This is a genomic window from Salinicola avicenniae (assembly GCF_023736115.1).
In the GTDB taxonomy this organism is placed as follows: domain Bacteria; phylum Pseudomonadota; class Gammaproteobacteria; order Pseudomonadales; family Halomonadaceae; genus Salinicola; species Salinicola avicenniae.
Genome location: NZ_JAKQZC010000005.1, coordinates 503569 through 528208 on the forward strand (window position 1 = coordinate 503569; position 24640 = coordinate 528208).

The window sequence follows — 24640 nt, forward strand, 5'->3', positions numbered from 1 at the left end:
ATGACCGCTCTCCGCCTTGTCCGACGCGACGGTATCCCGAGTCTCGGATTCGCGGCCATCTTCGCGCTACTCGTGCCGACGACCCTGGCAGACACCGTGACGCGGCTTGACGCCACGACCCGCACACTGGTCCGCGAGCAGCTGACGGGCGACGAAACCGACCGTTTTCAGGTCACCGCCCGGGGCGGCCAGACACTCTCGGTCGATCTGTACGCCGACAACGCCAGCGCCTCCTTCACGATCTGGTCAGAGGAGGCGGACACGGCGCTGTTCGCCGGGATGCAAAAGGGCAATGTCGCCGATGTGCCCCTACCGACGGACGGGGACTACCGCATCGAGGTCTTCCTGGTCCGTGCAGCGGCGCGACGCGGCGAAATGGCCCATTACAGCCTGGCCGTGGCATTGGGCCCGCCGGACTATGCCGACAGCCTGGCCGGTGGCCCAGACGCCTGGCGCGTTGCATTGAAGGACACCGACAGCCGCCTCAACGTCCGCCGCGGGCCGGATGCCCGTTACCCGACGCTTAACGCCCTCGCCAATGGCGAGATTCTCGAAAACCGGGGGTGCCGCCTGAGCGGCGACATCCGCTGGTGTCGCATCCGTGCCGCCGGTTCCGGCCAGCGCGGCTGGGTAGCCGGACGCTATCTGGTAGAAGCGCCGCCGATTTCCTACCCGCGGATGCCGAATGACGCCCACCTTGATAACAGCCGGCCTTTCGATGCCGTCACCGAGATCGCCTGCCAGCTCGGTGACATGACGGCTGCCTGTCCGCTCGGCGTGATTCGCGACGGCCCGGGCAATGCCGGTCTCTGGATCGTGCTACCGGACGATCGAACGCGCCATGTCCTGATCGAGAACGGTGCCGTCGTCGATGTCAGCGGTGGCGAAAGCCATGACTATCGCATCACGCAGGACACGGAAGGCTACGAAATCCATCTGGGAGATGAGTACTACCGGATTCCTCGGGCTATCGTCGACGGCGGCTGACGTCATCCGGTCGACGACGATGCCGGTGACACGCCACAATCGCCCCGTTTACGACACTCGCCTTGTGTCCCTCGCGCTGGAAACCCCATGCCCATTCTGACTATCGCCGTCGCCGAATGGTTTGGCACGGCACTCTGGTTCACACCCAATGCCATCATCCCCGAGTTGACCGCTGCCTGGTCGCTCGTCCCCGGCGATATCGCCTGGCTCACCGGTGCCGTGCAGCTAGGTTTCCTGCTGGGGACGCTCTTCATTGGTCTGAGCGGGGTCGCCGATCGCCACGATGCCAGCCGTTTGTTCGCAGGCGCCTGCCTGCTTGGCGCCGTGGCCAATGGCCTGCTTGTGGTTGCCGGCGGGCTGTGGCCAGCGCTGTTCCTGCGCCTCATCACCGGCCTGGCTCTGGCCGGCATCTATCCGATCGGCATGAAGCTGATGGTCGGCTGGGCACCCGGTCGTGCGGGTCTGGGGCTTGCCTGGCTGGTCGGCATGCTGGTGCTCGGCACCGCCACGCCCCACCTCCTGACGGCCTTCGACTGGCAGGGTGACTGGCGCCCGACGCTATGGACCGCCTCCGGACTGGCCCTGCTCGCCGGCGTCATGGTCCACCGTCTCGGCGAGGCAACACCGGCAACGACGACAACGACGGCAACGAGCCAGGAGCCACCCGCGACCGCGATCTCGCGCTTCGGCGGGCTGGCCGCATTCCGCCTGGCCGAATTTCGCCGCGCGGCCCTCGCCTATTTCGGCCACATGTGGGAGCTCTACACGCTGTGGGCGCTGATTCCCCTCCTGCTGAGCCTTGCCGTGCCTGCGCTGTCGTCGACGCAGCTCGCAATAGGGGCCTTTGTCCTGATCGCGGTCGGTGCGCCGGGCTGCTGGCTTGGCGGGCTGCTGAGCCTGCGCTTCGGCAGCCGCGCGATCGCCACCGCAGGTCTCGCTGGCTCCGCCCTGTGCGCGGCACTCTATCCGCTGCTGGCGACTCGGCTCGACCCGACTGGCCTGATAGCCCTGCTGGCCATCTGGAGCCTGCTGGCGGTCATCGATTCGCCGCATTTCTCGGCGCTCGCCGCCCGCGCCTGCCCGGCGCCGCTACTGGGCAGCGCGCTGACGCTGCAGAACGCGATCGGCTTCGGCATCTCGGCGCTATCCATCGCCCTGCTGGTGCCTCTACTACCGCACGTTGGTGTCGAGCTGGCCTGGTGGCTCCTGCCCGGGCCGCTGGTCGGCCTGCTCGCGTTGTATCGTCGCCAGGCTTGAAGCGTCCGCGTCAGCTTACGCCGTCGCCAGCTATGTGATCTGGTCATGGCCGGGCTTTAGCCATGTAGATGACCGGGCTGTATCCATATAGAAAGAGCCTGCAAGAATATTCATAAATGATCTAAGCAACGAGATTGTCATTCCATATGGCTTTATTTAGCCTTGTCGACATCGCTAATAATTTGCAGGGAATCGCTTCATGATCCGGCTATCCTCACCTCGTCCGCTGTTCGCCGCCTCCGCTGTCGGTCTAACCCTCATGCTGGGTGCTCTATCGTCGGCTCAGGCGCAGGAAGAACCCCGCGAGCTGCTCAACTCGTCCTATGACATAGCCCGTGAACTCTTTGCGGCGGTGAATCCGCAGTTCATCGCTTGGTGGGAACAGCAACACGACGAAAGCGTCACGGTGAAACAGTCCCACGGCGGCTCCTCCACCCAGGCGCGCTCGATCATGCAGGGGCTGCGCGCCGACGTGGTGACCTTCAATCAGGTGACCGACGTCAACGTACTGGCTGACGCCGGGCTAGTCGCCGAGGACTGGCAGGATCAGTATCCGAATAACGCCTCGCCCTACTATTCGACCACCGCCTTCCTGGTGCGCAAGGGGAATCCGAAAGGCATCGAAAGCTGGGATGACCTGACCCGCGACGGCGTCTCGCTCGTCTTTCCCAACCCGAAAACCTCGGGCAATGGGCGCTACACCTACCTGGCGGCCTGGGGCTACGCGGACCAAGCTTTCGATGGCGACGAGGACGATATCGAGTCGTTCATGCAACGCTTCCTCGGCAACGTCGAGGTGTTCGATACCGGTGGGCGGGGTGCCACGACCACCTTTGTCGAGCGTGGCATCGGCGACGTGCTGATCACCTTCGAGTCCGAGGTGAACAACATTCGTGACGAGTACGGCAGCGACGACTACGAGGTCGTTGTGCCGCCGGTCAGCATCCTGGCGGAGTTCCCGGTCGCCGTCGTGCAAGAGTACGCCGAGCGCAACGCCAACGAGGATCTCGCCAAGGGTTATCTCGACTATCTCTACACCGAGGAAGCCCAGCGCCTGCTGGCCGGGTTCAACTATCGCGTCAATGATGAAGGCGTAGCCGCCGAGTTCAGCGACCGCTTCCCGCAGACCGAACTGCTGCGCGTCGAGGATATCTTCGGCAGCTGGCCTGACGCGATGGAGACCCATTTCTCCAGCGGCGGTGAACTGGATCAACTGCAACGCCGATGATAGTTTCCGCTTTCGGACTGGGTCGCCAGCGTCGCGTATTGCCAGGCTTCGGCCTATCGCTCGGCGTCTCGCTGACCTTCGTCTCGCTGATTCTGCTGCTGCCCTTGACCAGTCTGGTGGGGCAGCTGTCGCAGCTGAGCTGGTCACAGTACTGGTTCCTGATCACCGACCCGCGCCTGCTGGCAAGCTACGGCGTGACCCTGCTGGGGGCCGGCGTAGCCGCGCTTTTCAACGCCGCCTTCGGCCTGTTGATGGCGTGGGTACTGGTGCGCTACGACTTCCCCGGTAAACGCCTGGTCGACGCGCTGATGGATCTGCCCTTCGCCCTGCCGACGGCGGTGGCCGGCGTAACGCTGGCCACGCTCTACTCGAGTAACGGCTGGATCGGGCGCCTGCTCGATCCATTGGGGCTCTCGGTCGCCTATACCTGGGTCGGCATCGCGCTCGCCATGGCCTTCACCAGCATTCCGTTCGTGGTGCGCACGGTGCAACCGGTACTCGAAGACCTGCCGGCGGAGGTCGATGAAGCCGCGGTCACACTCGGCGCCCGCGATGGCCACGCGTTTCGCCGCGTGATCCTGCCCTACCTGTGGCCAGCGCTGGTCACCGGCACGGGGCTTGCCTTCGTACGCTCGCTGGGCGAGTTCGGAGCGGTCATCTTTATCGCCGGCGGCAAGCCCTACGAGACCGAGATCACCTCGCTGATGATCTTCGTCAAGCTGCAGGAGTACGACTACGCCGGTGCTTCGGCTGTCGCCTCGATCGTGCTGGCGACCTCTCTCGCGCTGCTGCTCGCGATCAACCTGTGGCAGGGACGCTTTATCAAACGGCTGCACGGAGGGCGCCCCTGATGGTTCGTATCGGTGATGCCCCCGGCGTACGCCGCCTACTGATCGGTACTGCGCTCGCGCTGAGCGCGCTCTTCCTGCTGCTGCCGCTGGTCGCCATCTTCGCCCAGGCGCTGATGAGCGGGCTCGACGTCTACTGGCAGAACCTGCGCGATGAGTACACGCTCGCCGCGATCGGGCTGACGCTACTGGTCGCGCTGCTGACGGTACCGATCAACCTGATCTTCGGCGTCTTTCTGGCATGGCTGGTGACGCGCTTTGATTTCCCCGGCCGGCGCCTGCTGCAGACACTGATCGACATACCGTTCGCGGTCTCGCCGGTGGTCGCCGGTCTGGTCTACCTGCTGCTGTATGGCCGCAACGGCTGGCTGGGCGGCTGGCTCGATGCCCACGACATCCAGATCATGTTCGCCTGGCCCGGAATTGTGCTGGTGACGATCTTCGTCACCTGCCCGTTCATCGCCCGCGAACTGATCCCGCTGATGCAGGCACAAGGGTCCCGCGAGGAGGAAGCCGCCGTAACGCTGGGCGCCTCGGGCTGGACAATATTCCGCCGCGTGACACTGCCCAAGATCCGCCATGCCCTGCTCTACGGCGTGATCCTGACCAACGCTCGCGCCGTCGGCGAGTTCGGCGCCGTCTCGGTGGTCGCCGGCGCCATTCGCGGAGAGACCAATACGCTGCCGTTGCAGGTCGAGCAGCTCTATCAGGACTACAACACCGTTGGCGCCTTTACCAGCGCATCGCTGCTGGCCTTGCTGGCTTTGCTGACGCTGGCCGCCAAGGCGGCTCTGGAATGGCGCGCCGCGCGCCGGGAGACTGCGACATGAGCATCCGCATCGCACGGATCGACAAAACCTATGGTGCCAAGGGCCCGGGCCAGACACGCGCCCTCGAGCCGATCGATCTCGATATCCACGACGGCGAGCTGATCGGCCTGCTTGGCCCCTCCGGCTCCGGCAAGACGACACTATTGCGCATCGTTGCGGGACTCGAGCAAGCCGACAGCGGCAGCATTCATTTCGGCGAGCGCGATGTCACCCGCGTGCATGTTCGCGACCGCCGCATCGGGTTCGTCTTCCAGCATTACGCGCTCTTTCGCCACATGAGCGTCTACGACAATGTCGCCTTTGGCCTCAACGCCCTGCCGCGTCGCGAACGCCCCTCCACGGAGGAGATCCGGTCGCGGGTCATGCAGCTATTGGAGATGGTCCGCCTGCAGGCCTTCGCCAAGCGCTTTCCGGCCCAACTCTCCGGCGGTCAGCAGCAGCGCGTGGCGCTGGCCAGGGCGCTGGCGCTGAAACCGGACGTGTTGCTGCTCGATGAGCCCTTCGGGGCGCTGGATGCCAAGGTGCGCCAGGAACTGCGCCGCTGGCTGCGTCATCTGCACGAGGAACTTCACTTCACCAGTCTGTTCGTCACCCACGACCAGGAAGAAGCCCTGGAACTCTCGGATCGCGTGGTGGTGATGAGCAATGGCCGCATCGAGCAGATCGCCACGCCGGACACGCTCTACCGTCAGCCGGCAAACCGTTTCGTGTTCGAGTTTCTGGGCGACATCAATCGCCTCGAGGGGGATGTCGAGCGGGAAGTGCTGACCTGTGGCAATGCCCGTATCGCCGTGCCCGGCATCGCTTCGGGCCGTCATGAGCTGCTGCTGCGTCCGCACGAGATATCGCTGGCTACGCAGGCATCCGACCGTGCACACCTGCCGGTAACCGTGAGTGCGATCGTCCCCGTCGGCGCCGAGGTGCGACTGGAGCTGGAAGCGGACTGGCTGGGAGAGCCGTGGCTCGCAACCATCGGCCACGAAGCCTTCGAGCGGCTGGACATCACGCGTGGCAAGCGGCTGTTTGCCCTGCCCAGCCAGCTGCATCGCTTCGACGCAGCGCAACCGACGACACTGATACCGGCGACCGCCAGTTGAGCCGGCGTCGAGATCCGACATACCGCGCCCTCGCGAACCCTGTCTATAATGGACGCCGCCCGTTATCAGGAAACGAGAGGTTAGCTTTTATGCGTCAATGGTTTGCGCTCAAGTGCATCGTCGCCGCCGGGGTGCTCGGCGTACTCGCCGCCTGCGCTCAGAGCCCGCAGATTCTGTCGGTCAATCCCAAGGTCAGTGGCGGTTTTCCTCAGACCGGCAACGGCCAGGCGGTGACCCTGGAAGTCGTCGACGGCCGCAGTGACAGCGTGATCGGCACCCGTTCCGGCACGGCGTCATCGACCTCGACGATCACCGTGGAAGCGAACGACGTGATCCCCAAGCTGCAGGCGCAGGCGGAAGGCGCGCTACGCAGCATGGGCTTCAATCCGACGCGGCAGGCGAGCGGCGGGCCGACGCTGACCCTGACGCTTAGCCAACTCGACTACGCCCGAGCCAACGCGGACCAGCCCATGCTCGACGCCACCCAGTTGCAGGCTGTCATCGAGGCCAAGGTCGACAATGGCGGCGACACCTACAGCGGCCGCTACACCTCGAAGCGCAAGCAGAGCTATGCCTTCAAGCCGGATTGGGATACCAACAACCGCATGGTCAGCGATCTGCTGGGCGACGCGCTGGATCGCACGTTCCGCGACCCGCAGCTGGGCAACTTGCTGGCGCGCTAAGCCCCACGACGGTCGTCCCCGACCTGCCATGAAGACCGCCCGCCGTGCCATCGCGTCGGGCGGTCAGAGGGTCAATAGCGTGCCCGGCCGCCCCGGTCATCGCGATACGGTTGCCATAATACCGCTTAGCCTGCCACCGCTTGACGCGCCGGGCCCCGGCGCGTCAGCTGCCAGACCTGCTCCTGCAAGCCATCCTCGGCTCTGCCCGTCTCGCACAGTTCGAGCTCGAAATTGGGCGCCAACAACCGCTCTACCTCGGCCTCGGTGACGCTGAACGGCGGCCCGGCGTCTCCCTCGGCGTGGGTCAACGTCACCAGCAGACCTTGCGCCCCCGGCAACAGCAGTTGCGCCAGATGGTGCGCATAGCGCTGACGCGCGGGCGACGGCAGCGCGATCAGCGCGGCCCGGTCGTAAAAGCCCGCCAACGCTGTCGCCGGCTCACCACGGAAGTGGAAGAAGTCCCCACACCAGAGCTCGACACGGCCTTGGCGTACGCACGCGAAGTCGCCGCGACGATAGCGCGTGGCCGGCGCATCGCCCTCGGCCACGAACTGCTCGAGCGCCAGTGGCGACAGCTCGATACCGAGGACCGGGTGGCCTCGCGCGGCCAGCCAGCGCATGTCCTCGCTCTTGCCGCACAGCGGCACCAGCACCTGACCGCTTGCGGGCAACGCGAGTCGTGACCAATGGCGCACCAGCGCCGGATGCGGCGTGGCCCGGTGAAAGCCGATTCGCCCCTCGCGCCAGCGCGCTAGCCAATCCGGCTGTGTCATGCGTCGTGCCTCCCTCGCTCGGCGCCGCGAATCCGCGCCATCAGAACCAGCGGTCGCGCTTGCGACGACGACGCGGCAGATGCGGCACGATCAAGCCGAGGATCAGCCCGGCACCGGCCACGCCGCCGCCGTACATGAAGTAGCGCAGCAGCAGATCCTCTTCCTGGGTATCCAGACGCGCCTGCATCTCGCGCATCTTGCCCTCGGCCTCTGAGTACGCCTGATTGAGCTGGTTGTTGGTGGCTTGAAGGTCATCCACCTGCGCTTGGCGACTCTCGAGTTCCTGGCGCATATCGGCCACGCGCTGGTTCCACTCGTCGTCGATGCCGTCGAGCCGCGAGGTGAGCGATTCGACCTTTTCCTGCAGCGCCGGCAGTTGATCCTGAGCGCTGGGCTCCTGCTGCACGAACTGCGACTGGATCCAGACGGCATCGCCATCGGGCCCGCGCACCTGGGTGTAATCGCCCTGGGTCTGCAACACGGTGATCGGGTCGCCGCTGGTCAGCGTGCCGACGATGCGATAGCCGTCGGTGGGGCCGCTACGCACATACGTGGGTAGCTCATCGCTGACCCAATGCCCCTCCTGCGCGGCGGCCGGAAGAGAAAACAGGGCTACGCCGAGCGCACAACCCACTGCAACGTTTCGGATTTTCAACATATCGTCGTGATCTTGATGGCTAATCGATGAAGGTTAGGCGTTACGGGCAAACCACTTGCTGGCGACCGCCCCGCCCACGCGACGATGAGATCGGCCTTCGCATCCTGCTCGGGCCTCGAGCACTCATCCACACATTCTGTGGATAACCGTTGGGACAACCTGCGCAGCATGGGTCTCATCCACCGGCTGCCCCGGCATTGACGACAAATTGGTGAAAATCTGACCAGACCTCACCGCTCAGCTGTCGTCCTTCGGCGGCCAGGCCATGGGCCGCGGAAATTCCGCAACATTGCCTTCGGCCTTGACCGCCTTGGCAGCGCCCTCGCGCTCCACTTCGTCGATACGCACGATGGCGCTATAGGGAATGTAGCTGCGATTGACGCCGTCGAAGGTACGGCGCAGTTTCTCCGCACCGGGGTCCACGACCACCTTGGACTGATCCTCGAAGACGAAGGCCTCGACTTCGATGAACCCCCATAGCTCACTCTGAAAGATTTCCCGGGCGTAGAGTTCCCACACTTCTCCTTGATTGTGAAATACGACCCGGTAGATCGGCTTGCTGGGCATATGACGAATGACTCTCCCGACGTTGTCGGCCTGCCTCGCGGCGCTGGCATGGCCCGGCAAATAGGCGCAAGGGTACCACAGCCGCCCGCGCATGCGAGCGCAGCGGGTTGGCTGTTGGCCGGCAGCGGCCGTATAATGTGGCGCTTTCCGAGCGGCGTCGCCCAGCTTTCGACAGCGGCAAGCCGTCTCGGTCATTCCCATCTTCATCCACGGGGACCGGTGACCCGCGCATGGCCACAGCAACGCAACCAGTGACCAAGAAACTCTTCATCAAGACGCACGGCTGTCAGATGAACGAGTACGACTCCGCTCGCATGGCGGATCTGCTCGGTGAATCCCACCGCCTCGAGCTGACCGATGACGAGAATCAGGCGGACGTGATCCTGCTAAACACCTGCTCGATTCGCGAGAAGGCCCAGGAGAAAGTCTTCCACCAGCTCGGGCGCTGGAAAAAGCTCAAGGCCTCGAACCCCGATCTGGTGATCGGCGTCGGCGGCTGTGTCGCCAGTCAGGAAGGTGACAACATCCGCAAGCGGGCGCCACACGTCGACATGGTCTTCGGCCCGCAGACTCTGCATCGTCTGCCGACCATGCTCGACGCCCGTAACAGCAGCGCCATGCCGATCCAGGCGGTGGACGTGACCTTTCCCGAGATCGAAAAATTCGATCACCTGCCCAAGCCGAAATCCGATGGCGCCACGGCTTTCGTCTCGGTGATGGAAGGCTGCTCCAAGTACTGCACTTTCTGCGTGGTGCCCTACACCCGCGGCGAAGAGGTCTCGCGCCCGTTCGAGTCGGTCATGGAAGAGGTCGTGCACCTCGCCGAACAAGGCGTACGCGAGATCAACCTGCTGGGCCAGAACGTCAACGCCTACCGCGGTCCCGATGCGAGTGGCGACGAGATCGATCTGGCCGAGCTGATTGCCTGCGTGGCCGCTGTCGACGGTATCGATCGCATCCGCTTCACCACCTCGCATCCGGTGGAGTTCACGGACAGTCTGATCGAGGCCTACGGCGAGATTCCCGAACTGGTCAGCCACCTGCATCTGCCGGTGCAGTCCGGCTCCGACCGCATTCTGGCCGCCATGAAACGCGGCCACGGCCGCGACATGTATATCGAGAAACTCGAGCGCATTCGCGCGCTGCGACCGGAGATCAGCTTCTCCTCGGACTTCATTATCGGCTTCCCCGGCGAGACCGACGAAGACTTCGAACAGACCATGGATCTGATCCATCGTATCGGTTTCGACGCGTCGTTCAGCTTCATCTACTCCAAGCGCCCCGGCACGCCTGCGTCGTCGCTGGAGGACGACACGCCGGAAGCGACCAAGAAGCAGCGCCTGGCAGTGCTGCAGGATCGGCTCAATCAGCAGACCCAGCAGATCAGCCGCCGCATGGTCGGCAACGTCGAGCGGATTCTGGTCACCGGCTTCTCGCCCAAGGACCCGGGGCAGCTCTCCGGTCGCACAGAGAACAACCGCGTGGTCAACTTCCGCGCCGAGAACCCGACCGCGCTGATCGGCTATTTCGTCGATGTCAGCATTACCGAGGCGCTCCCCAACTCGCTGCGCGGCGAGCTGGTCTCCGACGAACGCCATTGAAACAGCGCCCGGGAGGCGTCGATGTCACGACGCTCGCCGGGCGCCGCCATCGCCCGACATTCGACCATCGCGCCATAACCCGTATCATTGCCCCGGACGGAATCGGCGCAGTAAGCTGATGGCCTCTTTTTCATACCAACGGATTTCTCTGCGTTGACCCAAGACCAACAGCCTGCCAATCGCGTCATTTCGATGACGCTCGAACCAAACGATCCCATGCGCCTGGCCAACCTGTGCGGCCAGCGCGACGAACACCTGAGGCTGATCGAGGATCGTCTGGGCGTGACGCTGCGCAATCGCGGCAACACTTTCCAGCTCGCCGGCGCCGACTCCGGTGTCAAGGCAGCGGCCAACGTGCTCGAGCATCTCTACCGCGAGACCGAGGCCGAGCAGCTCGACCCGGACACCGTGCACCTGTTCCTGCAGGAGTCGGGCGTGGAAGCGCTGGAAGAGGAGACCGGAGAGCTCGAGGGCGGCATCGTGATCCGCACGCCGCGCGCCCTGATCAAGCCGCGCGGCATCAATCAGCAGGGCTACGTCGCCAGCATCCGCCGGCACGACATCAACTTCGGCATCGGCCCGGCGGGCACCGGCAAGACCTATCTTGCCGTCGCCGCGGCGGTGGAGGCGCTCAATCGTCAGGAAGTCCGACGTATCCTGCTGGTCAGACCGGCGGTGGAAGCCGGCGAGAAGCTTGGCTTTCTACCCGGCGACCTGGCCCAGAAGATCGACCCCTACCTGCGCCCGCTCTACGACGCCCTTTACGAAATGCTCGGCTTCGAGCAGGTCAACAAGCTGATCGAGCGCCAGATCATCGAGATCGCCCCGCTCGCCTACATGCGCGGCCGAACGCTCAACAATGCCTTCATTATTCTCGACGAGAGTCAGAACACCACGCGTGAGCAGATGAAGATGTTCCTGACGCGTATCGGCTTCGGCTCGACCGCCGTGATCACCGGCGATGCGACTCAGGTCGACCTGCCGCGCGGCTCAAGCTCCGGGCTGATCCATGTGCTCGAGGTCCTGCGCGACACCGCCGGCATCGGCATTACCCAGTTTGCCCCGAAGGACGTGGTGCGCCATCCGCTGGTGCAACGCATCATCGAAGCCTACGACCATCACGAGGCCAGCGAGGAAGCGGCCATGCGCCAGCGACGCGAGGAGCGCCAACAGGCGCGTCGCGATGCCGAAGCCAGCCGCAGCGGCGACGCCGGCGGCAGCGACGCATGAGCATCGAGATCGACCGCCAGATCGCCGTACCGGCAGAGGCCGAAGCCGAGCTGCCCACGCAGGCGGCGCTGGAAAGCTGGGTCGCCGCCGTGCTCGTCGCCGAGGGCGACGACCGGCACGAGCTGACGATCCGTTTCGTCGAGCCCGAAGAGAGCCAGCAGCTCAACCGCGACTACCGGGGCAAGGACAAGCCGACCAACGTGCTCTCCTTTCCTTTCGAAGCGCCCCCGGGTCTGGCGCTGCCACTACTCGGCGATCTGGTGATCTGCCATGCCGTGGTCGCTCGCGAGGCGGCGGAACAGGGCAAGACCTTACACGCCCACTACGCCCATCTGGTAATCCATGGCTGCTTGCATTTGCTCGGCCATGACCATATAGATGATGAGGAAGCCGAGCAGATGGAAGCCTTGGAGCGGACACTGCTGGCGCCATTCGGTATCGCCGACCCCTACCGGGGCGATGAGCCCGGCGCCTAGGCCACGATCGGATGACAACCCGACCTCCGCCCAGACGGCAAGGGTGTTGTGCTCCCGATCCCGCCCCGGCATTCACCATGTCTAACTACATTCGAGCCTTATGCCGACGCCGACGAGAGTTTCCCGCCGTCTTTGGGGACGTTCGAGCGAGACCCGCACCATGACGGCCGATCATCCCGACGAGCCTCCGCCTAGCCGATCCCGGATGGCGGAACCCTTTCTGTGGCCCGCGCCTGTCGCGTGCCCCCCTTCCTTCCGTGCGTCATCCGAGGACAAGAGACCCCTGTCATGAGTGAAGACCGATCGAGTAGCCAGAGCAGTCGATCCTGGCTGGAAAAACTGATCAGTACCTTCTCGAGCGATTTCGACGAACCCAGTTCCCGCGAGGAGCTGCTCACCTTTCTGCGCGAGGCGGGCCCGCGCCTTAATCTGGATCAGGATGCGCTGACCATCATCGAAGGCGCCTTCCAGATCAGCGACCAGCAGGTCAGGGAGGTGATGATTCCGCGCTCCCAGGTGACCGCCATCAGCGTCGAGCAGCGCCCGGAGGATTGCCTGCCGATCATTCTGGAAACCGCACACTCCCGCTATCCGGTCATCGATGACAACCTTGACGACGTTCTCGGCATTCTGCTGGTCAAGGATCTGCTGCCGCTGCTCAAGCGCAACCGCGAGGAACGCGACGCCTTTTCGCTACGCGATGTGCTGCGTCCCGCCATGTTCGTGCCCGAATCCAAGCGTCTCAACACCTTGCTCAAGGAATTCCGCGACACGCATAACCACATGGCCATCGTCGTCGATGAGTACGGCGGCACCGCCGGTATCGTGACCATCGAGGATATCCTCGAGCAGATCGTCGGCGACATCGAGGACGAGCACGACACCGACGAAGAGGAAGACATCCGCGATCTCGGGGACAACACCTTCGCGGTCCGCGCCCTGACCCCGATCGAGGACTTCAACGAACAGTTCGACACTGCCTTCTCCGACGATGAGTTCGATACGGTCGGTGGCCTGATCATGCAGCGCTTCGGCCATCTGCCGCGGCGCAACGAGTACACCGACCTGGGTGACTGGCGCTTCACCGTGCTCAATGCCGACAACCGGCGGATCCGACTGCTGCAGGCACAGCCCGTGCCCGCCGAGGCCGAACGCACCGACTCGTCGCGTATGGAAGGCTGAACCGCACGTGGCAGGCGCATTGCGCCGACAACTTTGATATAAGGGGCACTTTTGCAAGGAGTGCCCCCATGCCGTCCGCCAAGCCGTTGATTTCCGCCAGTCGTCCCTGGCCCGGCTATCTTGCCGCACTGGTCGCCGGCGGGTTCTCCACGCTGAGTTTCGCCCCTTTCCATCTGTGGTGGCTGGGCCCCCTCGCCGTGGCGCTAATGTTCGTCGGTCAACACCGGCTGACGGTGGCGCAGGCGACACTACGCGGCTGGTTATTCGGCGTCGGCCTTTTCGCCAGCGGCACTTCCTGGGTCTACGTGTCGATCCACGACTACGGCTACACCGGCGTTCCCCTGGCAGTGTTCCTGACCGTGCTGTTCGTGGCGACGCTGGCCCTCTTCCACGCATTCATCTTCGGTCTCTACCGTCGTTTCACGACGCCAAGGCTGGCCTTTCTCAGCTTCGCCGGCGCCTGGGTACTGGGCGAAGCCTTCCGTAGCTGGGCCTTCACCGGCTTCCCCTGGCTGCTGCTGGGTAGCGCCCATGTGGACTCGCCCCTGGCCGCCTGGGCGCCGATCGGCGGAGTCTATCTGCTGTCATTGATCACCGCGCTCTCCGGCACCCTGCTGGTCGAGTTCTGCCGTCGCCGCTGGTGGGCCGCAGCGCCGATCGCCGCCCTCTGGCTTGTGCCGCTGGCGCTGCCGACGCAGTGGACAAGTCAGGCCGCGGACCCCGTGCGCATGGCGCTGCTGCAGGGCAATCTGCCACAGCTGGCCAAGTGGAGCGCCGGCGGTCAGCGCGAGGCGGTCAACACCTACACGCGCATGACTCGGGAGCTGCCGGACGACGTCGACATGGTAGTCTGGCCGGAGACCGCCCTGCCCATGTTCGAAAGCCAGGCACGCCCCTATCTCGAGCGTCTTCAGGCTACGCTGCCCAACGAAAGCGCGCTGCTGACGGGTATCGTCCAGCGCGACGAGGCCGACCGCTACTACAACGCCATCATCGGCGTCGGCGCCACGCGCGGCGAGTACCGCAAGAATCACCTGGTGCCGTTCGGCGAATTCCTGCCGCTGGACTTCCTGCTACGCGGTATCATCAATTTCTTTAACCTGCCGATGTCGGACTTCGCCGCCGGTGCCGATTCCCAGCCGCCGATGTTGAGTCACGGCATCGCCATCGGCAGCGCGATCTGCTACGAAATCGTCTATCCCGACCTCGTCGCCGAGCGTGCTCGCGATGCCAACGTGCTGCTGACGGTTTCCAACGACACCTGGTTCGGACGCTCCATCGGCCCGCTGCAGCACCTGCAGATGGCCAGACTGCGCGCGCTGGAGAATGGCCGCTACGTAGTGCGTGCGACCAGCAATGGGGTGACCGCGATCATCGACGACCAAGGTCGTTTGCACGAACGCGCGCCCCAGTTCGCCACCGCCGGCGTGGTTGGCGATGTCATACCGATGACCGGTCTCACCCCGTTCACCCGCACCGGCAGCTGGCCAGCCTGGGCGCTCGCGTTGCTGCTGTTGCTGCCAGGCCTGACGCGGCGCAAGGTCTAGTCGGCTCACCCTAAGTCTAGTCGGCTCGCCCCAAGGCAAACGCGCTCCACAGCCGCCGATGCCCCCAAGCACCCGGCAGAACCCTGCCGGGTGCCGAATTTCCGAGGATGCGACCCAGCTTTGCGAATTGCGCGCCTTACCACATGAAGAGGCTTGCCAGCAGACCTTCGATGACGTTGCATGGGACTTCCCACTGCCGAACATCGAGGGCTTCATGACATACGCGCCGATCTCTTCCGACGCTGCGACGACGAGCGGCGACGCGCTGGTCTCCGCCGACGACGTACGCAGCGCGTTCGCTCAGGCGATGTCGGAGATGTACCGCCAGGAGGTCCCCCAGTACGGCGATCTGATCGCGCTGGTGGCTGACATCAATCGGCGCACGCTGGAACAGGATCCGGCGCTTGCCGAGCGACTCGAAGCCCAGCACGAGACCGCCAGACTCGACGTCGAGCGACACGGCGCCATCCGTGTCGGCACCGCTGAGGAGCTGGCCACCCTACGTCGCGTATTCGCGCTGATGGGCATGCACCCGGTGAGCTACTATGACCTGTCCACGGCGGGGGTGCCGGTCCATTCCACCGCTTTTCGCCCGGTGGACGAGGATGCCCTGTCACGAAACCCATTTCGGGTCTTCACCTCCCTACTGCGCCTGGAGTTGATCGAGGACGACGCCCTTCGCCGGCAGGCCGCATCGATCCTCGCCGAACGCGATATCTTCACGCCGGGCGCACGCGAACTGATTGCGCTGGGCGAGCGCCAGGGCGGGTTCGATCCCAGCCAGGCACAGCGCTTCGTCGCCGAGATTCTGGAAACGTTCCGCTGGCACCATGAGGCAACCGTTGACCGGACCACCTATCAGTCGCTGCACGACGCTCACCGTCTGATCGCCGACGTGGTCTGCTTTCGCGGGCCACACATTAACCATCTGACACCGCGCACGCTGGATATCGACGCCGCCCAGGCCGCCATGCCCGAACGCGACATCACGCCCAAGGCGGTGATCGAAGGCCCCCCGAAGCGGCGCTGGCCGATCCTGCTGCGCCAGACCAGCTTCAAGGCCCTGGAGGAGCCGGTGCGCTTCGCGGGCCAAGAGGACGGCAGCCACACCGCCCGCTTCGGCGAGATCGAGCAGCGAGGCATGGCGCTGACGCCCAAAGGGCGAGCGCTCTACGACACGCTGCTGAGCCGCTCGCGAGAACAGCCGAGCGCCGGCGACAACGCCACGCATCAGCGCCAGTTGGAGGACGTGTTCGCCGAATTCCCCGACGACCTCGAAACGCTGCGACGCGAAGCCCTCGCCTACTTCCGCTACCGTATCAGCGACACCGGACGTGAACGTCTCGCCGCCGGCGCCACGCCGCCGGAAACCCTCGACGCCCTGGTGACCGAGGCCTGGGTCGAAGTGATGCCGATCACCTACGAAGATTTCTTGCCGGTGAGCGCCGCAGGCATCTTCCAGTCGAATCTTGGCGATGCCTCCCACGCCGCGTACGCAAACGGGTCGAGCCGCGCCGCCTTCGAGCTGGCGCTGGGACGCCCGGTGTTCGACGAATTCGCCCTCTACGCACGCCTACAGGACGACAGCCGAGCTCAGATACAGCGCCAGCTCGGATTGTGTGCACTGCGCTGATCAGGGCCCCTGCCGCCGGCAAGAAAGGCCTGACAAGCGTCGCGTCAGGAACACTTATCGTCGTCCCGGCGGCGACCCGATGATGGCGATCTCCCTAGTCTGGGGAGGGTATTTTCCCGCAGACTCATGGAGACAACGCGATGCCATCGGCCCACAACAACAACCGTGCCGAGTCGACGTCCGAAGTGGTCGAGCTATCGACGCTGCGCAAGGTGATCGCCGCCTCGGCCATCGGCAACTTCGTCGAGTGGTTCGACTTTGCCGTCTACGGCTTTCTCGCCGTGATCATCTCTCACCACTTCTTCCCGCCAGGCGATGACTCACTGGCCCTGCTGCAAACCTTTGCGGTGTTCGCAGTGTCCTTCGCGCTACGCCCACTCGGTGGCATCTTCTTTGGCATGCTTGGCGACAGAATCGGCCGCAAGCGAATTCTCGCCGTGACGGTGCTGCTGATGGCCGGCGCCACCACCGTGATCGGCCTGCTGCCGACCTATGACAGTGTCGGCCTGCTGGCGCCCCTGGGGCTGGCACTGGCGCGCTGCGTTCAGGGTTTCTCGGCGGGCGGCGAGTACGCCGGCGCCTGCGCCTTCGTGATGGAACACGCCCCGCGCACCCGCAAGGCGCGCTATGGCAGCTTCGTGCCCGTCTCGACCTTTCTCGCGTTCGCCACCGCCGCGGCGCTGGCCTACGTGGTCGGCCTGGTTCTGTCAGACGAGGCGCTGAGCGCCTGGGGTTGGCGCATTCCATTTCTGATCGCGGCGCCGCTGGGGCTGGTCGGGCTTTACATGCGCCTGCGGTTGGACGAGTCGCCGGCATTCCAGGCGCTCAAGGCGCAGCATGCCGAGCCGCAGGCACCACTGGGCGAGACATTGCGCGGCCATGGCCCCACCATTGTCTGCCTGAGCGCGTTCATCTCGGTGACAGCCTTGTCTTTCTACATGTTCACCACCTACTTCACGACCTACATGCAGGTGGTCGGCGGCGCCACGCAGACAACCGCGCTATTGGCCAGCCTGGGGGCGCTGATCTTCGCCGGCCTGCTGTGCCCGTTCGTCGGCCGCTACGCCGACCGAGTAGGTCGCCGCCGCACCGTTCTCAGCGCCGGTGTCAGCCTGATCGTGGCGGTGTTTCCCGCTTACCTGCTTGCCGGCAGCGGTGACTGGCTGCCATCGATGCTCGGTGCCGCGCTGATGGCCGTCGGCGCGGTGATCTGCGGCGTGGTCACGGCGGTGCTGCTCTCGGAGCAGTTTCCGACCCGTGTGCGCTATACCGCCTCGGCGCTCTGCTACAACGTCTCCTACACGATCTTCGGCGGCACCGCACCGCTGGTCGCCACCTGGCTGATCGATCAGACCGGCAACAACCTGTCGCCGGCCATCTACCTGATCGCGATCACCCTGCTGGCCATGTGGGGCGGCCTGAAGCTGCCGGAATCTTCACATCGCGCGCTGGACACCGACGAGTCGGAATGGCGACGTGGCGGCAGCAACGCCACGGCACAGCCGGCACTCTAGTCCGGCCGCGCTGGCCACCTAGGGCTGGCGGGCGTAGACGCGCGTCTGCCAGTCCGCGACTTCATAGTCGGTATCGAAGTGGCAGCCGCCGTCATAGCGGCTGGCCTCGCGCGACTGACAATCCCCGGCAATACTGGCGGGTGTCGGTTTTTCCTGCCGCTCCACCCAGCGATCCAGCGCTTCCAGCGCCGCCGCGTACTGCGGTGTCGAGAGTTTGCTGTGTTCGGCTTCGTCGGTGTAGATCTGCACCAGAGAATCCGCCGTACCGCTGTCCTGACGCGCACGCCGATAAAGCCACTCGTTCTCGACGAAGATGATGGGATCGTCGATGGCATGCATGGTCACGGTGGGAATGTCTGCCGCACCGCTCAACTCCGCATCGTCGCCCAGCTGCTCTACCGCTTTGGCATCCTCGTCGAAGCGTGAGATACCACGATTGAGCGCATCGTCGTTGCTGGAACCACGATAGCGAACCTGGCGATTGGAGAATGGGCTGGCGCCGCCAAGCCGCTCCTCGACCATGTCCCGGAACAAGAAAGTGGACCAGCGCATGTGCGCCTTGAGCGTCGCGGCGGGGATTCGTATCACACCGACGATATTGTCGAGTGTCTGCTGCTGCAGGACGCTGCGCTGCTCGGGCGGGCGGTCGACTCCCGTGCAGGCTTCCACCCGCGCGTTGAGCTGATCCGGCGTCATATCGCTGCCTTCGGGCAACCCTTCCCATAACGGGTACTGGGGTTCATCGGGATAGGGATGATTGGCGCAGTAGTACTGATAGACGGCCCGCAAATCGGCGCGGAACTGATACGCCTGGGTACCACCGCCCAGCACACCGCTGGTCAACAGCGCGCCGTCATAGCGCCGACGACCATCCGGCGCCTCGCCGTAAAGCTCCATCGCTTTGGCCGCCACGTTGCCCCCCCAGGATTGGCCATGCAGGTAGATCCGATCCGGCCGGCCAAATCGCGCAACGAACAGTTGCCGCAGGTAGTCGGTATCTTCCGCCGCCATGCGCACCCCATAGCCACCGCGCCGGTAGCTGGAACCGGCCCAGGCATATCCCTCGCGCACCATCACTTCGTACTGTCGCAGATCGATGTCGAGCGGATCGTCAGGCCTTGGCGCGTTAGGGCGCGGCCCGCCGTGACTGTGCAGCACCAGCTTGTGGTTCCAGTCAGCGGGAATGGCGATCCAATAGTAGGCCCCGTGGGTATCCTGGCCGGCAAAACAGCGCGTGGCATCGGGCAGCCAGGAGGGGCAACCCGCCGAGGCCATCGCTTCAGCATCGTCTTCGAGTTGGCGGGATGGATCGTGATCGGAATCGTTGTTGGCGTCGGCCGCAGCCGGCAATCCACTGCCGGCCAGACCGGCCGTCAATAGCGCACCGCACAAGCGCGCCCAGGCAGGATATTGCACGTTCACTCCCTCGTTAGCGTCAGTCGGTCATATCGGTTACGACTAACGTCGACAACGAAGGTTCCCGCGTGGCGTGGCGCGCCGACACGCGAGACCGTTCAGCTCAACTGCTTAGCTCGGCGTTCAGCTCGACGGGGAAGAGGCCTCGCCGTTGCTGCCGGAAGCGCGCTGGAAATAGCGATGCCCGCAGGCATGGCAGGCCTCGAGGCGGGCGACGTGATCCAGCATCACCCCAGCGCCACAGTGCACGCAACTCATACGGCCAGGCAGCGCCACTTCTCCGGCGGTATAGTCGGCCCGAGCCGCCTCGAGATCGTCGTCGAAGCGTTCACGATCGATCGCCGTGCGATCGGCGATCGAGAACAGTGCATCCGAGACCCGGCGAGACAACACGCCAAGGTCGATGCCCAGCCAAGCGGCGACGCCCTCTCCGCCTTTGGCCAGAAACTGGCGAAAATCGCGCATGTCCCGCTCGACCCAGGCGCGCAACAGCGCGGCCTCGTCCTTGGTGAACTCCTCGAATTCGGACTCGAAGGCGACCGCTTCGTCGAGTTCGCGCTGAAAACTCTCCCAGGAGAGCTCGCCGCTGCCCTCCTTCAACCGCGCTAGAACCCGTTCGTAAGCGTCGCCGAGTCGGGACCGTTCGCTATCCGGTGAGTGCTGTTCTGCCATGCTTACCCCCCTGTCTTCCTACGGACTCTCTACCGACGGCCTGTCATCACGCCGTGGTCTCGCGCCAGGCCCCTACCTGAGGCAACGGGTCTGGGGTATGCTTGGGGCCTGAAAATGACGCCGCCCCGCTCTTCAATCTACTCGTCAAGTATAGCCATACGCGGGGACTCTGGCGCTTCCACATGCCGAACGCAAGGTGCCTGACCGAACCGATGGACGCACAGTACAACCCGCAAGCTATTGAAAACGCCGCGCAGCACTACTGGAACGCGCATCAGAGCTTCAAGGCCGTCGAAGATGCGACGCGCGAAAAGTTCTACTGCCTGTCGATGTTCCCCTACCCCAGCGGCAAGCTGCACATGGGGCACGTGCGCAACTACACCATCGGCGACGTGGTCACGCGTTTCCAGCGCATGCAAGGCAAGAACGTGCTGCAGCCGATGGGCTGGGACGCTTTCGGCATGCCGGCGGAGAACGCCGCGATCAAGAATCGCGTGCCGCCAGGCGAGTGGACCTACGCCAACATCGACTACATGCGCGGCCAGCTCAAAGCGCTCGGCTTTGCCTACGACTGGGACCGCGAATTCGCCACCTGCGATATCGACTACTACCGCTGGGAACAGTGGTTCTTCGCCAAGCTGGTGGAAAAAGGTGTCGTCTACAAGAAGATGTCCACGGTCAACTGGGATCCGGTCGACCAGACCGTGCTGGCCAACGAGCAGGTGATCGACGGCCGCGGCTGGCGCTCCGGTGCGCGCGTCGAGCGCAAGGAGATCCCGCTGTGGTTCTTGAAGATCACCGACTATGCCGATGAGCTGCTCGCCGACCTGGACAAGGTTCAGTGGCCTGAGCAGGTCAAGACCATGCAGCGCAACTGGATCGGCCGCTCCCGCGGCGTCGAGCTCTCCTTCGATGTCGCCGACGACGATGCACGACTCGATGTCTACACAACGCGCCCGGATACGCTCTACGGGGTCACCTACGTGGCCGTCGCCGCCGGCCATCCGCTGGCCAAGCGCGCCGCCGAGAACGATCCAGCGCTCGCCGAATTCCTCGTCGAGTGTCAACAGGGCGGCAATTCCGAGGCGGAGCTTGCCACCATGGAGAAGCGCGGCCATGACACGGGCTTCCGCGCCATTCATCCGCTGACCGGTCAGGAAGTCCCCGTCTTCGCCGCCAACTTCGTGTTGATGGAGTACGGCACCGGCGCGGTGATGGCGGTACCGGCCCACGACCAGCGCGACTGGGAGTTCGCCACCAAGTACGATCTGCCATTGCTGCCGGTGATCGCGGATGCCGAGGGCAACGCGCCGGATGTTGGCGCCGGCGCCTACGTCGAGCATGGTTGCCTGATCAACTCCGGCGAGTTCGATGGCCTCGACTTCGACGCGGCCTTCGACGCCATTGCCGACCGCCTGGCCTCGCAAGGCCGCGGCCGGGTCAAGGTCAACTTCCGACTGCGCGACTGGGGCGTGGCGCGTCAGCGCTACTGGGGCGCACCGATCCCGGTCAAGTACGGTCCGGAAGGCCAGACCGTCCCGCTGACCGACGACGAGCTGCCGGTAGCGTTGCCACAGGAGGTCGAAGTCGACGCCTCCGGCTCGCCGCTGAAGAAGATGCCGGAGTTCTACGATCTCGGCGACGGCTGGACGCGTGAAACCGACACCTTCGACACCTTCATGGAATCTTCCTGGTACTACGCGCGCTTCTGCTGCGCCGATAACCCGGAAGCGATGCTTGATGAGCGTGCCAACTACTGGCTGCCGGTAGATCTTTATATCGGCGGTATCGAGCACGCGATCCTGCACCTGCTCTATGCGCGTTTCTTCCACAAGCTGATGCGAGACGAGGGCCTAGTCAACGGCGATGAGCCGTTCCAGCAACTGCTGACCCAGGGCATGGTGATCGCGGAGACCTTCTATCGCGAGGAGGCCAACGGCGGCAAGGAGTGGTTCAACCCGGCCGACGTCGAGGTTCAGCGCGACGACAAGGGACGCCCCGTCAGTGCGACACTGCTTGCCGACGGGCTACCGGTCGAGATGGGCGGCATCGAGAAGATGTCCAAGTCGAAGAACAACGGCGTCGATCCGCAGGCCATGATCGACCGCTTCGGCGCCGATACCGTGCGTCTGTTCATGATGTTCGCCGCCCCGCCGGAGCAATCGCTCGAGTGGTCGGATTCCGGCGTCGAGGGGGCGCACCGCTTCCTCAAGCGTCTGTGGAAACTGGTCGCCGATCATCTCGACGCGGGCAAGCCCGCCGAGCTCGATGTCGCCGCGCTGGACGACGCGCAGAAAGACCTGCGGCGCAAGACTCACGAAACGATCGCCAAGGCGGGCGACGACATCGGTCGCCGCACCACCTTCAACACCGCGATTGCCGCGGTCATGGAGCTGACCAACGCCCTTGGCCGTTTCGACGACACCAGCCCGCAGGGCCAGGCCGTGGCACGCGAAGCGATCGAGGCCAGCGTGCTGCTGCTGGCACCGATCACGCCCCACGCCTGCCATGCGCTGTGGGAAGCGCTCGGCCACGCGGAGCCGGTGATCGACGCGACCTGGCCGCAGGTCGACGAGAGTGCCTTGGTGAAGGCGACCATCGAGCTGGCGGTGCAGGTCAACGGCAAGCTGCGTGCGCGCCTCGACGTCCCGGCCGACGCCGACAAGGCAGCGGTCGAGCAGCAGGCGATGGCGGCCGAGAACGTGCAACGTCACGTCGAGGGCAAGACGATCCGCAAGGTCATCGTGGTGCCTGGCAAGCTGGTCAATATCGTCGCCAACTGATGCCGGTCGGGCACCACCGACCGCAACATCGTCAATCACGCCGCCGCGCCAGCGTGATTTCCAGGGTCGTCGCCACGGCGACCCTTTCTCGACAAGGAGTCTTTTCATGATGCGTCGCCTCGTGCCGACCGCAACGCTGGCACTGACCGTGGTCCTGCTGGCCGGCTGCGGTTTTCATCTGCGTGGCCTCAACCAGCCGGCGCTGAGCCTGCCCGAGATTGGCCTGACCGCAGGCGACACGCCGCTGGCCCAAGCCGTACAGGATGCCCTGGAAGGCGCCGGCACGCGCGTCACCGACAGCGCCGACCTGCGCGTCAACCTGGGTGACGAGCGAATTCAAGAGACCCGTCTGACGCGCTCAGACTCCGGCAGCCGCGAGACGGAACTGACGCTGACTGCACCGTTCTCCGTGCAGCGCCGCGACGACGACGCCTATGTGCTCAACCAGCGGCAGCTCGAGACCTCAACCACCGTGCTGATATCGACCGACAACCTCTACTCGATGGATCAGGTACGCCTGGAAGCCGAGCAGAACCTGCGTCGCGAAGCAGCCCGGCAACTGGTCGATCGCCTCGAGGCGCTGCAAGCGCCATGAAGGTGTTTCCCGACAAGCTCGAGGCCTCGCTGGAGAAGCGCCTGCCACCGGTGATCGTAGTCGCCGGTGACGAACCGCTGATTCACATGGAAGCCTGCGATGCGGTTCGCCGTGTCGCCCGCGAGCGCGGGATCGAGGAGCGCGAGGTCCTGCACGTCGAGTCCGGTTTTCAATGGGGCCAGCTGCTGGAATCCGCCTCCAGCCTGTCACTCTTCGCCTCCAGCAAGCTGATCGAGGTTCGTCTCGGCGGGCAATCGCCAGGGCAGGAAGGCAGCAAGGCGCTGGAGGCCTATGCCGATCAGGCTGCCGACAGCGACAACGTGCTACTGCTGTCGAGCCAGCGACTTGACCGCAAGGCGCAGTCGAGCAAGTGGTTCAAGACACTCGACAAGATCGGTCTGTTCGTGCCGGTGTGGCCGGTGGATCACCAGCGGCTGGGCTTCTGGATGCGCGACCGCGCCAGCCGCCACGGGCTCTCTCTCGATATGGAAGCGGCTCGCCTGCTCGGCGAACGCACCGAAGGCAATCTGCTGGCCGCCGACCAGGAGCTGCAGAAGCTGGCCCTGCTGTTGCCGCCGAATGCTCGACTCGACGTCAGCGCCATCGCCAACGGTGTCGAAAGCAGCGCCCGCTATGATGTCTTCACGCTCTGCGACGCCTGTCTGCGCGGCGAACGCGAGCGCGTCACGCGAATCGTCCGGGGCCTGCGGCAGGAAGGTATCGAACCGCCGGTCGTCCTGTGGGCGCTGACGCGCGAGCTGCGTACGCTGCTGTCGATCTTTCAGCATCTCGACCAGGGCCAGAGCCTCGACCATGCCTGCAAGGCCCAGCGGCCGATGATTCCCGAGAAGCGCCGCCCCGGCTATCAGCAGGCGCTGAACCGGCTCCCCCAGCGACGCCTGCACAAGCTGCTGATGTTCGCCCAGCGCATCGATCTGTCGATCAAGGGCGGTGGCAGCCTGCCGGTCTGGGATGGCCTGCTCGATCTCTCGCTGACGCTGGCCGGCGGCCGCGGCATGCTCGCCGAGATGGCCTACGCCTACCGTACGGCCTAGGCGCGCCT

General features: G+C 64.7%; 22 protein-coding genes. 17 read left to right on the forward strand and 5 right to left on the reverse strand.

Annotation, left to right across the window (positions count from 1 at the left end; translation table 11 throughout):
- The 7 genes from MC381_RS14325 to MC381_RS14355 all read left to right on the forward strand — a co-directional run bounded on the left by MC381_RS14325 (position 1) and on the right by MC381_RS14355 (position 6930).
- The gene (locus tag MC381_RS14325; protein ID WP_251978420.1) at positions 1–987 is read left to right on the forward strand and encodes an SH3 domain-containing protein; all 987 of its coding nucleotides are present in this window, start codon (positions 1–3) and stop codon (positions 985–987) included.
- An 87-nt stretch (positions 988–1074) separates the two neighbouring features.
- Entirely contained in the window at positions 1075–2244 is a 1170-nt protein-coding gene (locus MC381_RS14330; RefSeq protein WP_251978421.1) for an MFS transporter, read from the forward strand.
- Positions 2245–2503: 259 nt separating this feature from the next.
- Complete coding sequence (gene cysP / locus MC381_RS14335; protein WP_251978493.1) at positions 2504–3472, forward strand: thiosulfate ABC transporter substrate-binding protein CysP; 969 nt, start codon at positions 2504–2506, stop codon at positions 3470–3472.
- On the forward strand, positions 3469–4323 hold the full coding sequence (cysT, locus tag MC381_RS14340) for a sulfate/thiosulfate ABC transporter permease CysT (RefSeq protein WP_251978422.1): 855 nt from the start codon (positions 3469–3471) through the stop codon (positions 4321–4323). Before cysP ends, cysT begins: the two co-directional genes overlap by 4 nt.
- Positions 4323–5150 carry a sulfate ABC transporter permease subunit CysW gene (gene cysW / locus MC381_RS14345; RefSeq protein ID WP_251978423.1) on the forward strand — a complete coding sequence of 276 codons (828 nt, stop codon included), beginning with the start codon at positions 4323–4325 and terminating at the stop codon, positions 5148–5150. Before cysT ends, cysW begins: the two co-directional genes overlap by 1 nt.
- Positions 5147–6247, forward strand: coding sequence for a sulfate/molybdate ABC transporter ATP-binding protein (locus MC381_RS14350; protein ID WP_251978424.1), 1101 nt, complete (start codon positions 5147–5149; stop codon positions 6245–6247). The genes cysW and MC381_RS14350 overlap by 4 nt, the downstream gene beginning before the upstream one ends.
- A gap of 89 nt (positions 6248–6336) precedes the next feature.
- Positions 6337–6930, forward strand: coding sequence for a YajG family lipoprotein (locus tag MC381_RS14355; protein WP_251978425.1), 594 nt, complete (start codon positions 6337–6339; stop codon positions 6928–6930).
- 125 nt (positions 6931–7055) lie between these two features.
- Here the strand turns inward: MC381_RS14355 and MC381_RS14360 are convergent, their stop codons facing one another.
- From MC381_RS14360 to MC381_RS14370, 3 genes are all read right to left on the reverse strand, one after another.
- Positions 7056–7703 (reverse strand): class I SAM-dependent methyltransferase, encoded by a 648-nt coding sequence (locus MC381_RS14360; RefSeq protein ID WP_251978426.1) that lies wholly within the window; start codon positions 7701–7703, stop codon positions 7056–7058.
- Between the two features lie 40 nt (positions 7704–7743).
- Positions 7744–8361, reverse strand: coding sequence for a TIGR04211 family SH3 domain-containing protein (locus tag MC381_RS14365; protein WP_251978427.1), 618 nt, complete (start codon positions 8359–8361; stop codon positions 7744–7746).
- 237 nt (positions 8362–8598) lie between these two features.
- Positions 8599–8928: a DUF1820 family protein gene (locus MC381_RS14370; protein WP_251978428.1), complete on the reverse strand. Its 330-nt coding sequence runs from the start codon at positions 8926–8928 to the stop codon at positions 8599–8601.
- Between the two features lie 251 nt (positions 8929–9179).
- Here MC381_RS14370 and miaB point away from each other — a divergent pair, with 251 nt between their 5' ends.
- The 7 genes from miaB (at position 9180) to MC381_RS14405 (ending at position 18111) form a co-directional block, all read left to right on the forward strand.
- The gene (miaB, locus tag MC381_RS14375; protein ID WP_251978494.1) at positions 9180–10529 is read left to right on the forward strand and encodes a tRNA (N6-isopentenyl adenosine(37)-C2)-methylthiotransferase MiaB; all 1350 of its coding nucleotides are present in this window, start codon (positions 9180–9182) and stop codon (positions 10527–10529) included.
- Between the two features lie 192 nt (positions 10530–10721).
- Positions 10722–11759, forward strand: coding sequence for a PhoH family protein (locus tag MC381_RS14380; RefSeq protein WP_251978429.1), 1038 nt, complete (start codon positions 10722–10724; stop codon positions 11757–11759).
- On the forward strand, positions 11756–12235 hold the full coding sequence (ybeY, locus tag MC381_RS14385) for an rRNA maturation RNase YbeY (protein WP_251978430.1): 480 nt from the start codon (positions 11756–11758) through the stop codon (positions 12233–12235). The genes MC381_RS14380 and ybeY overlap by 4 nt, the downstream gene beginning before the upstream one ends.
- Positions 12236–12523: 288 nt before the next feature.
- Positions 12524–13417 carry a CorC family transporter gene (locus tag MC381_RS14390; RefSeq protein ID WP_251978431.1) on the forward strand — a complete coding sequence of 298 codons (894 nt, stop codon included), beginning with the start codon at positions 12524–12526 and terminating at the stop codon, positions 13415–13417.
- A 68-nt stretch (positions 13418–13485) separates the two neighbouring features.
- Positions 13486–14964: an apolipoprotein N-acyltransferase gene (lnt, locus tag MC381_RS14395; protein WP_251978432.1), complete on the forward strand. Its 1479-nt coding sequence runs from the start codon at positions 13486–13488 to the stop codon at positions 14962–14964.
- Positions 14965–15178: 214 nt separating this feature from the next.
- The gene (gene hglS / locus MC381_RS14400) at positions 15179–16597 is read left to right on the forward strand and encodes a 2-oxoadipate dioxygenase/decarboxylase HglS (RefSeq protein ID WP_251978433.1); all 1419 of its coding nucleotides are present in this window, start codon (positions 15179–15181) and stop codon (positions 16595–16597) included.
- Positions 16598–16737: 140 nt separating this feature from the next.
- Positions 16738–18111 carry an MFS transporter gene (locus MC381_RS14405; RefSeq protein WP_251978434.1) on the forward strand — a complete coding sequence of 458 codons (1374 nt, stop codon included), beginning with the start codon at positions 16738–16740 and terminating at the stop codon, positions 18109–18111.
- A gap of 18 nt (positions 18112–18129) precedes the next feature.
- Here MC381_RS14405 and MC381_RS14410 read toward each other — a convergent pair whose 3' ends face one another.
- Both MC381_RS14410 and MC381_RS14415 read right to left on the reverse strand, forming a co-directional pair.
- Positions 18130–19527, reverse strand: coding sequence for an alpha/beta hydrolase family protein (locus tag MC381_RS14410; RefSeq protein WP_251978435.1), 1398 nt, complete (start codon positions 19525–19527; stop codon positions 18130–18132).
- A 123-nt stretch (positions 19528–19650) separates the two neighbouring features.
- The gene (locus MC381_RS14415) at positions 19651–20199 is read right to left on the reverse strand and encodes a zinc ribbon-containing protein (protein ID WP_251978436.1); all 549 of its coding nucleotides are present in this window, start codon (positions 20197–20199) and stop codon (positions 19651–19653) included.
- Between the two features lie 212 nt (positions 20200–20411).
- On the opposite strand from MC381_RS14415, the gene leuS reads away from it, so the two are divergent.
- From leuS to holA, 3 genes are all read left to right on the forward strand, one after another.
- Positions 20412–22982: a leucine--tRNA ligase gene (gene leuS, locus MC381_RS14420; protein WP_251978495.1), complete on the forward strand. Its 2571-nt coding sequence runs from the start codon at positions 20412–20414 to the stop codon at positions 22980–22982.
- A 106-nt stretch (positions 22983–23088) separates the two neighbouring features.
- Positions 23089–23577, forward strand: a complete 489-nt coding sequence (locus MC381_RS14425; protein WP_251978437.1) for an LPS-assembly lipoprotein LptE — start codon at positions 23089–23091, stop codon at positions 23575–23577.
- Positions 23574–24632: a DNA polymerase III subunit delta gene (gene holA / locus MC381_RS14430; RefSeq protein ID WP_251978438.1), complete on the forward strand. Its 1059-nt coding sequence runs from the start codon at positions 23574–23576 to the stop codon at positions 24630–24632. Before MC381_RS14425 ends, holA begins: the two co-directional genes overlap by 4 nt.
- The last annotated feature ends 8 nt before the right edge of the window (positions 24633–24640 follow it).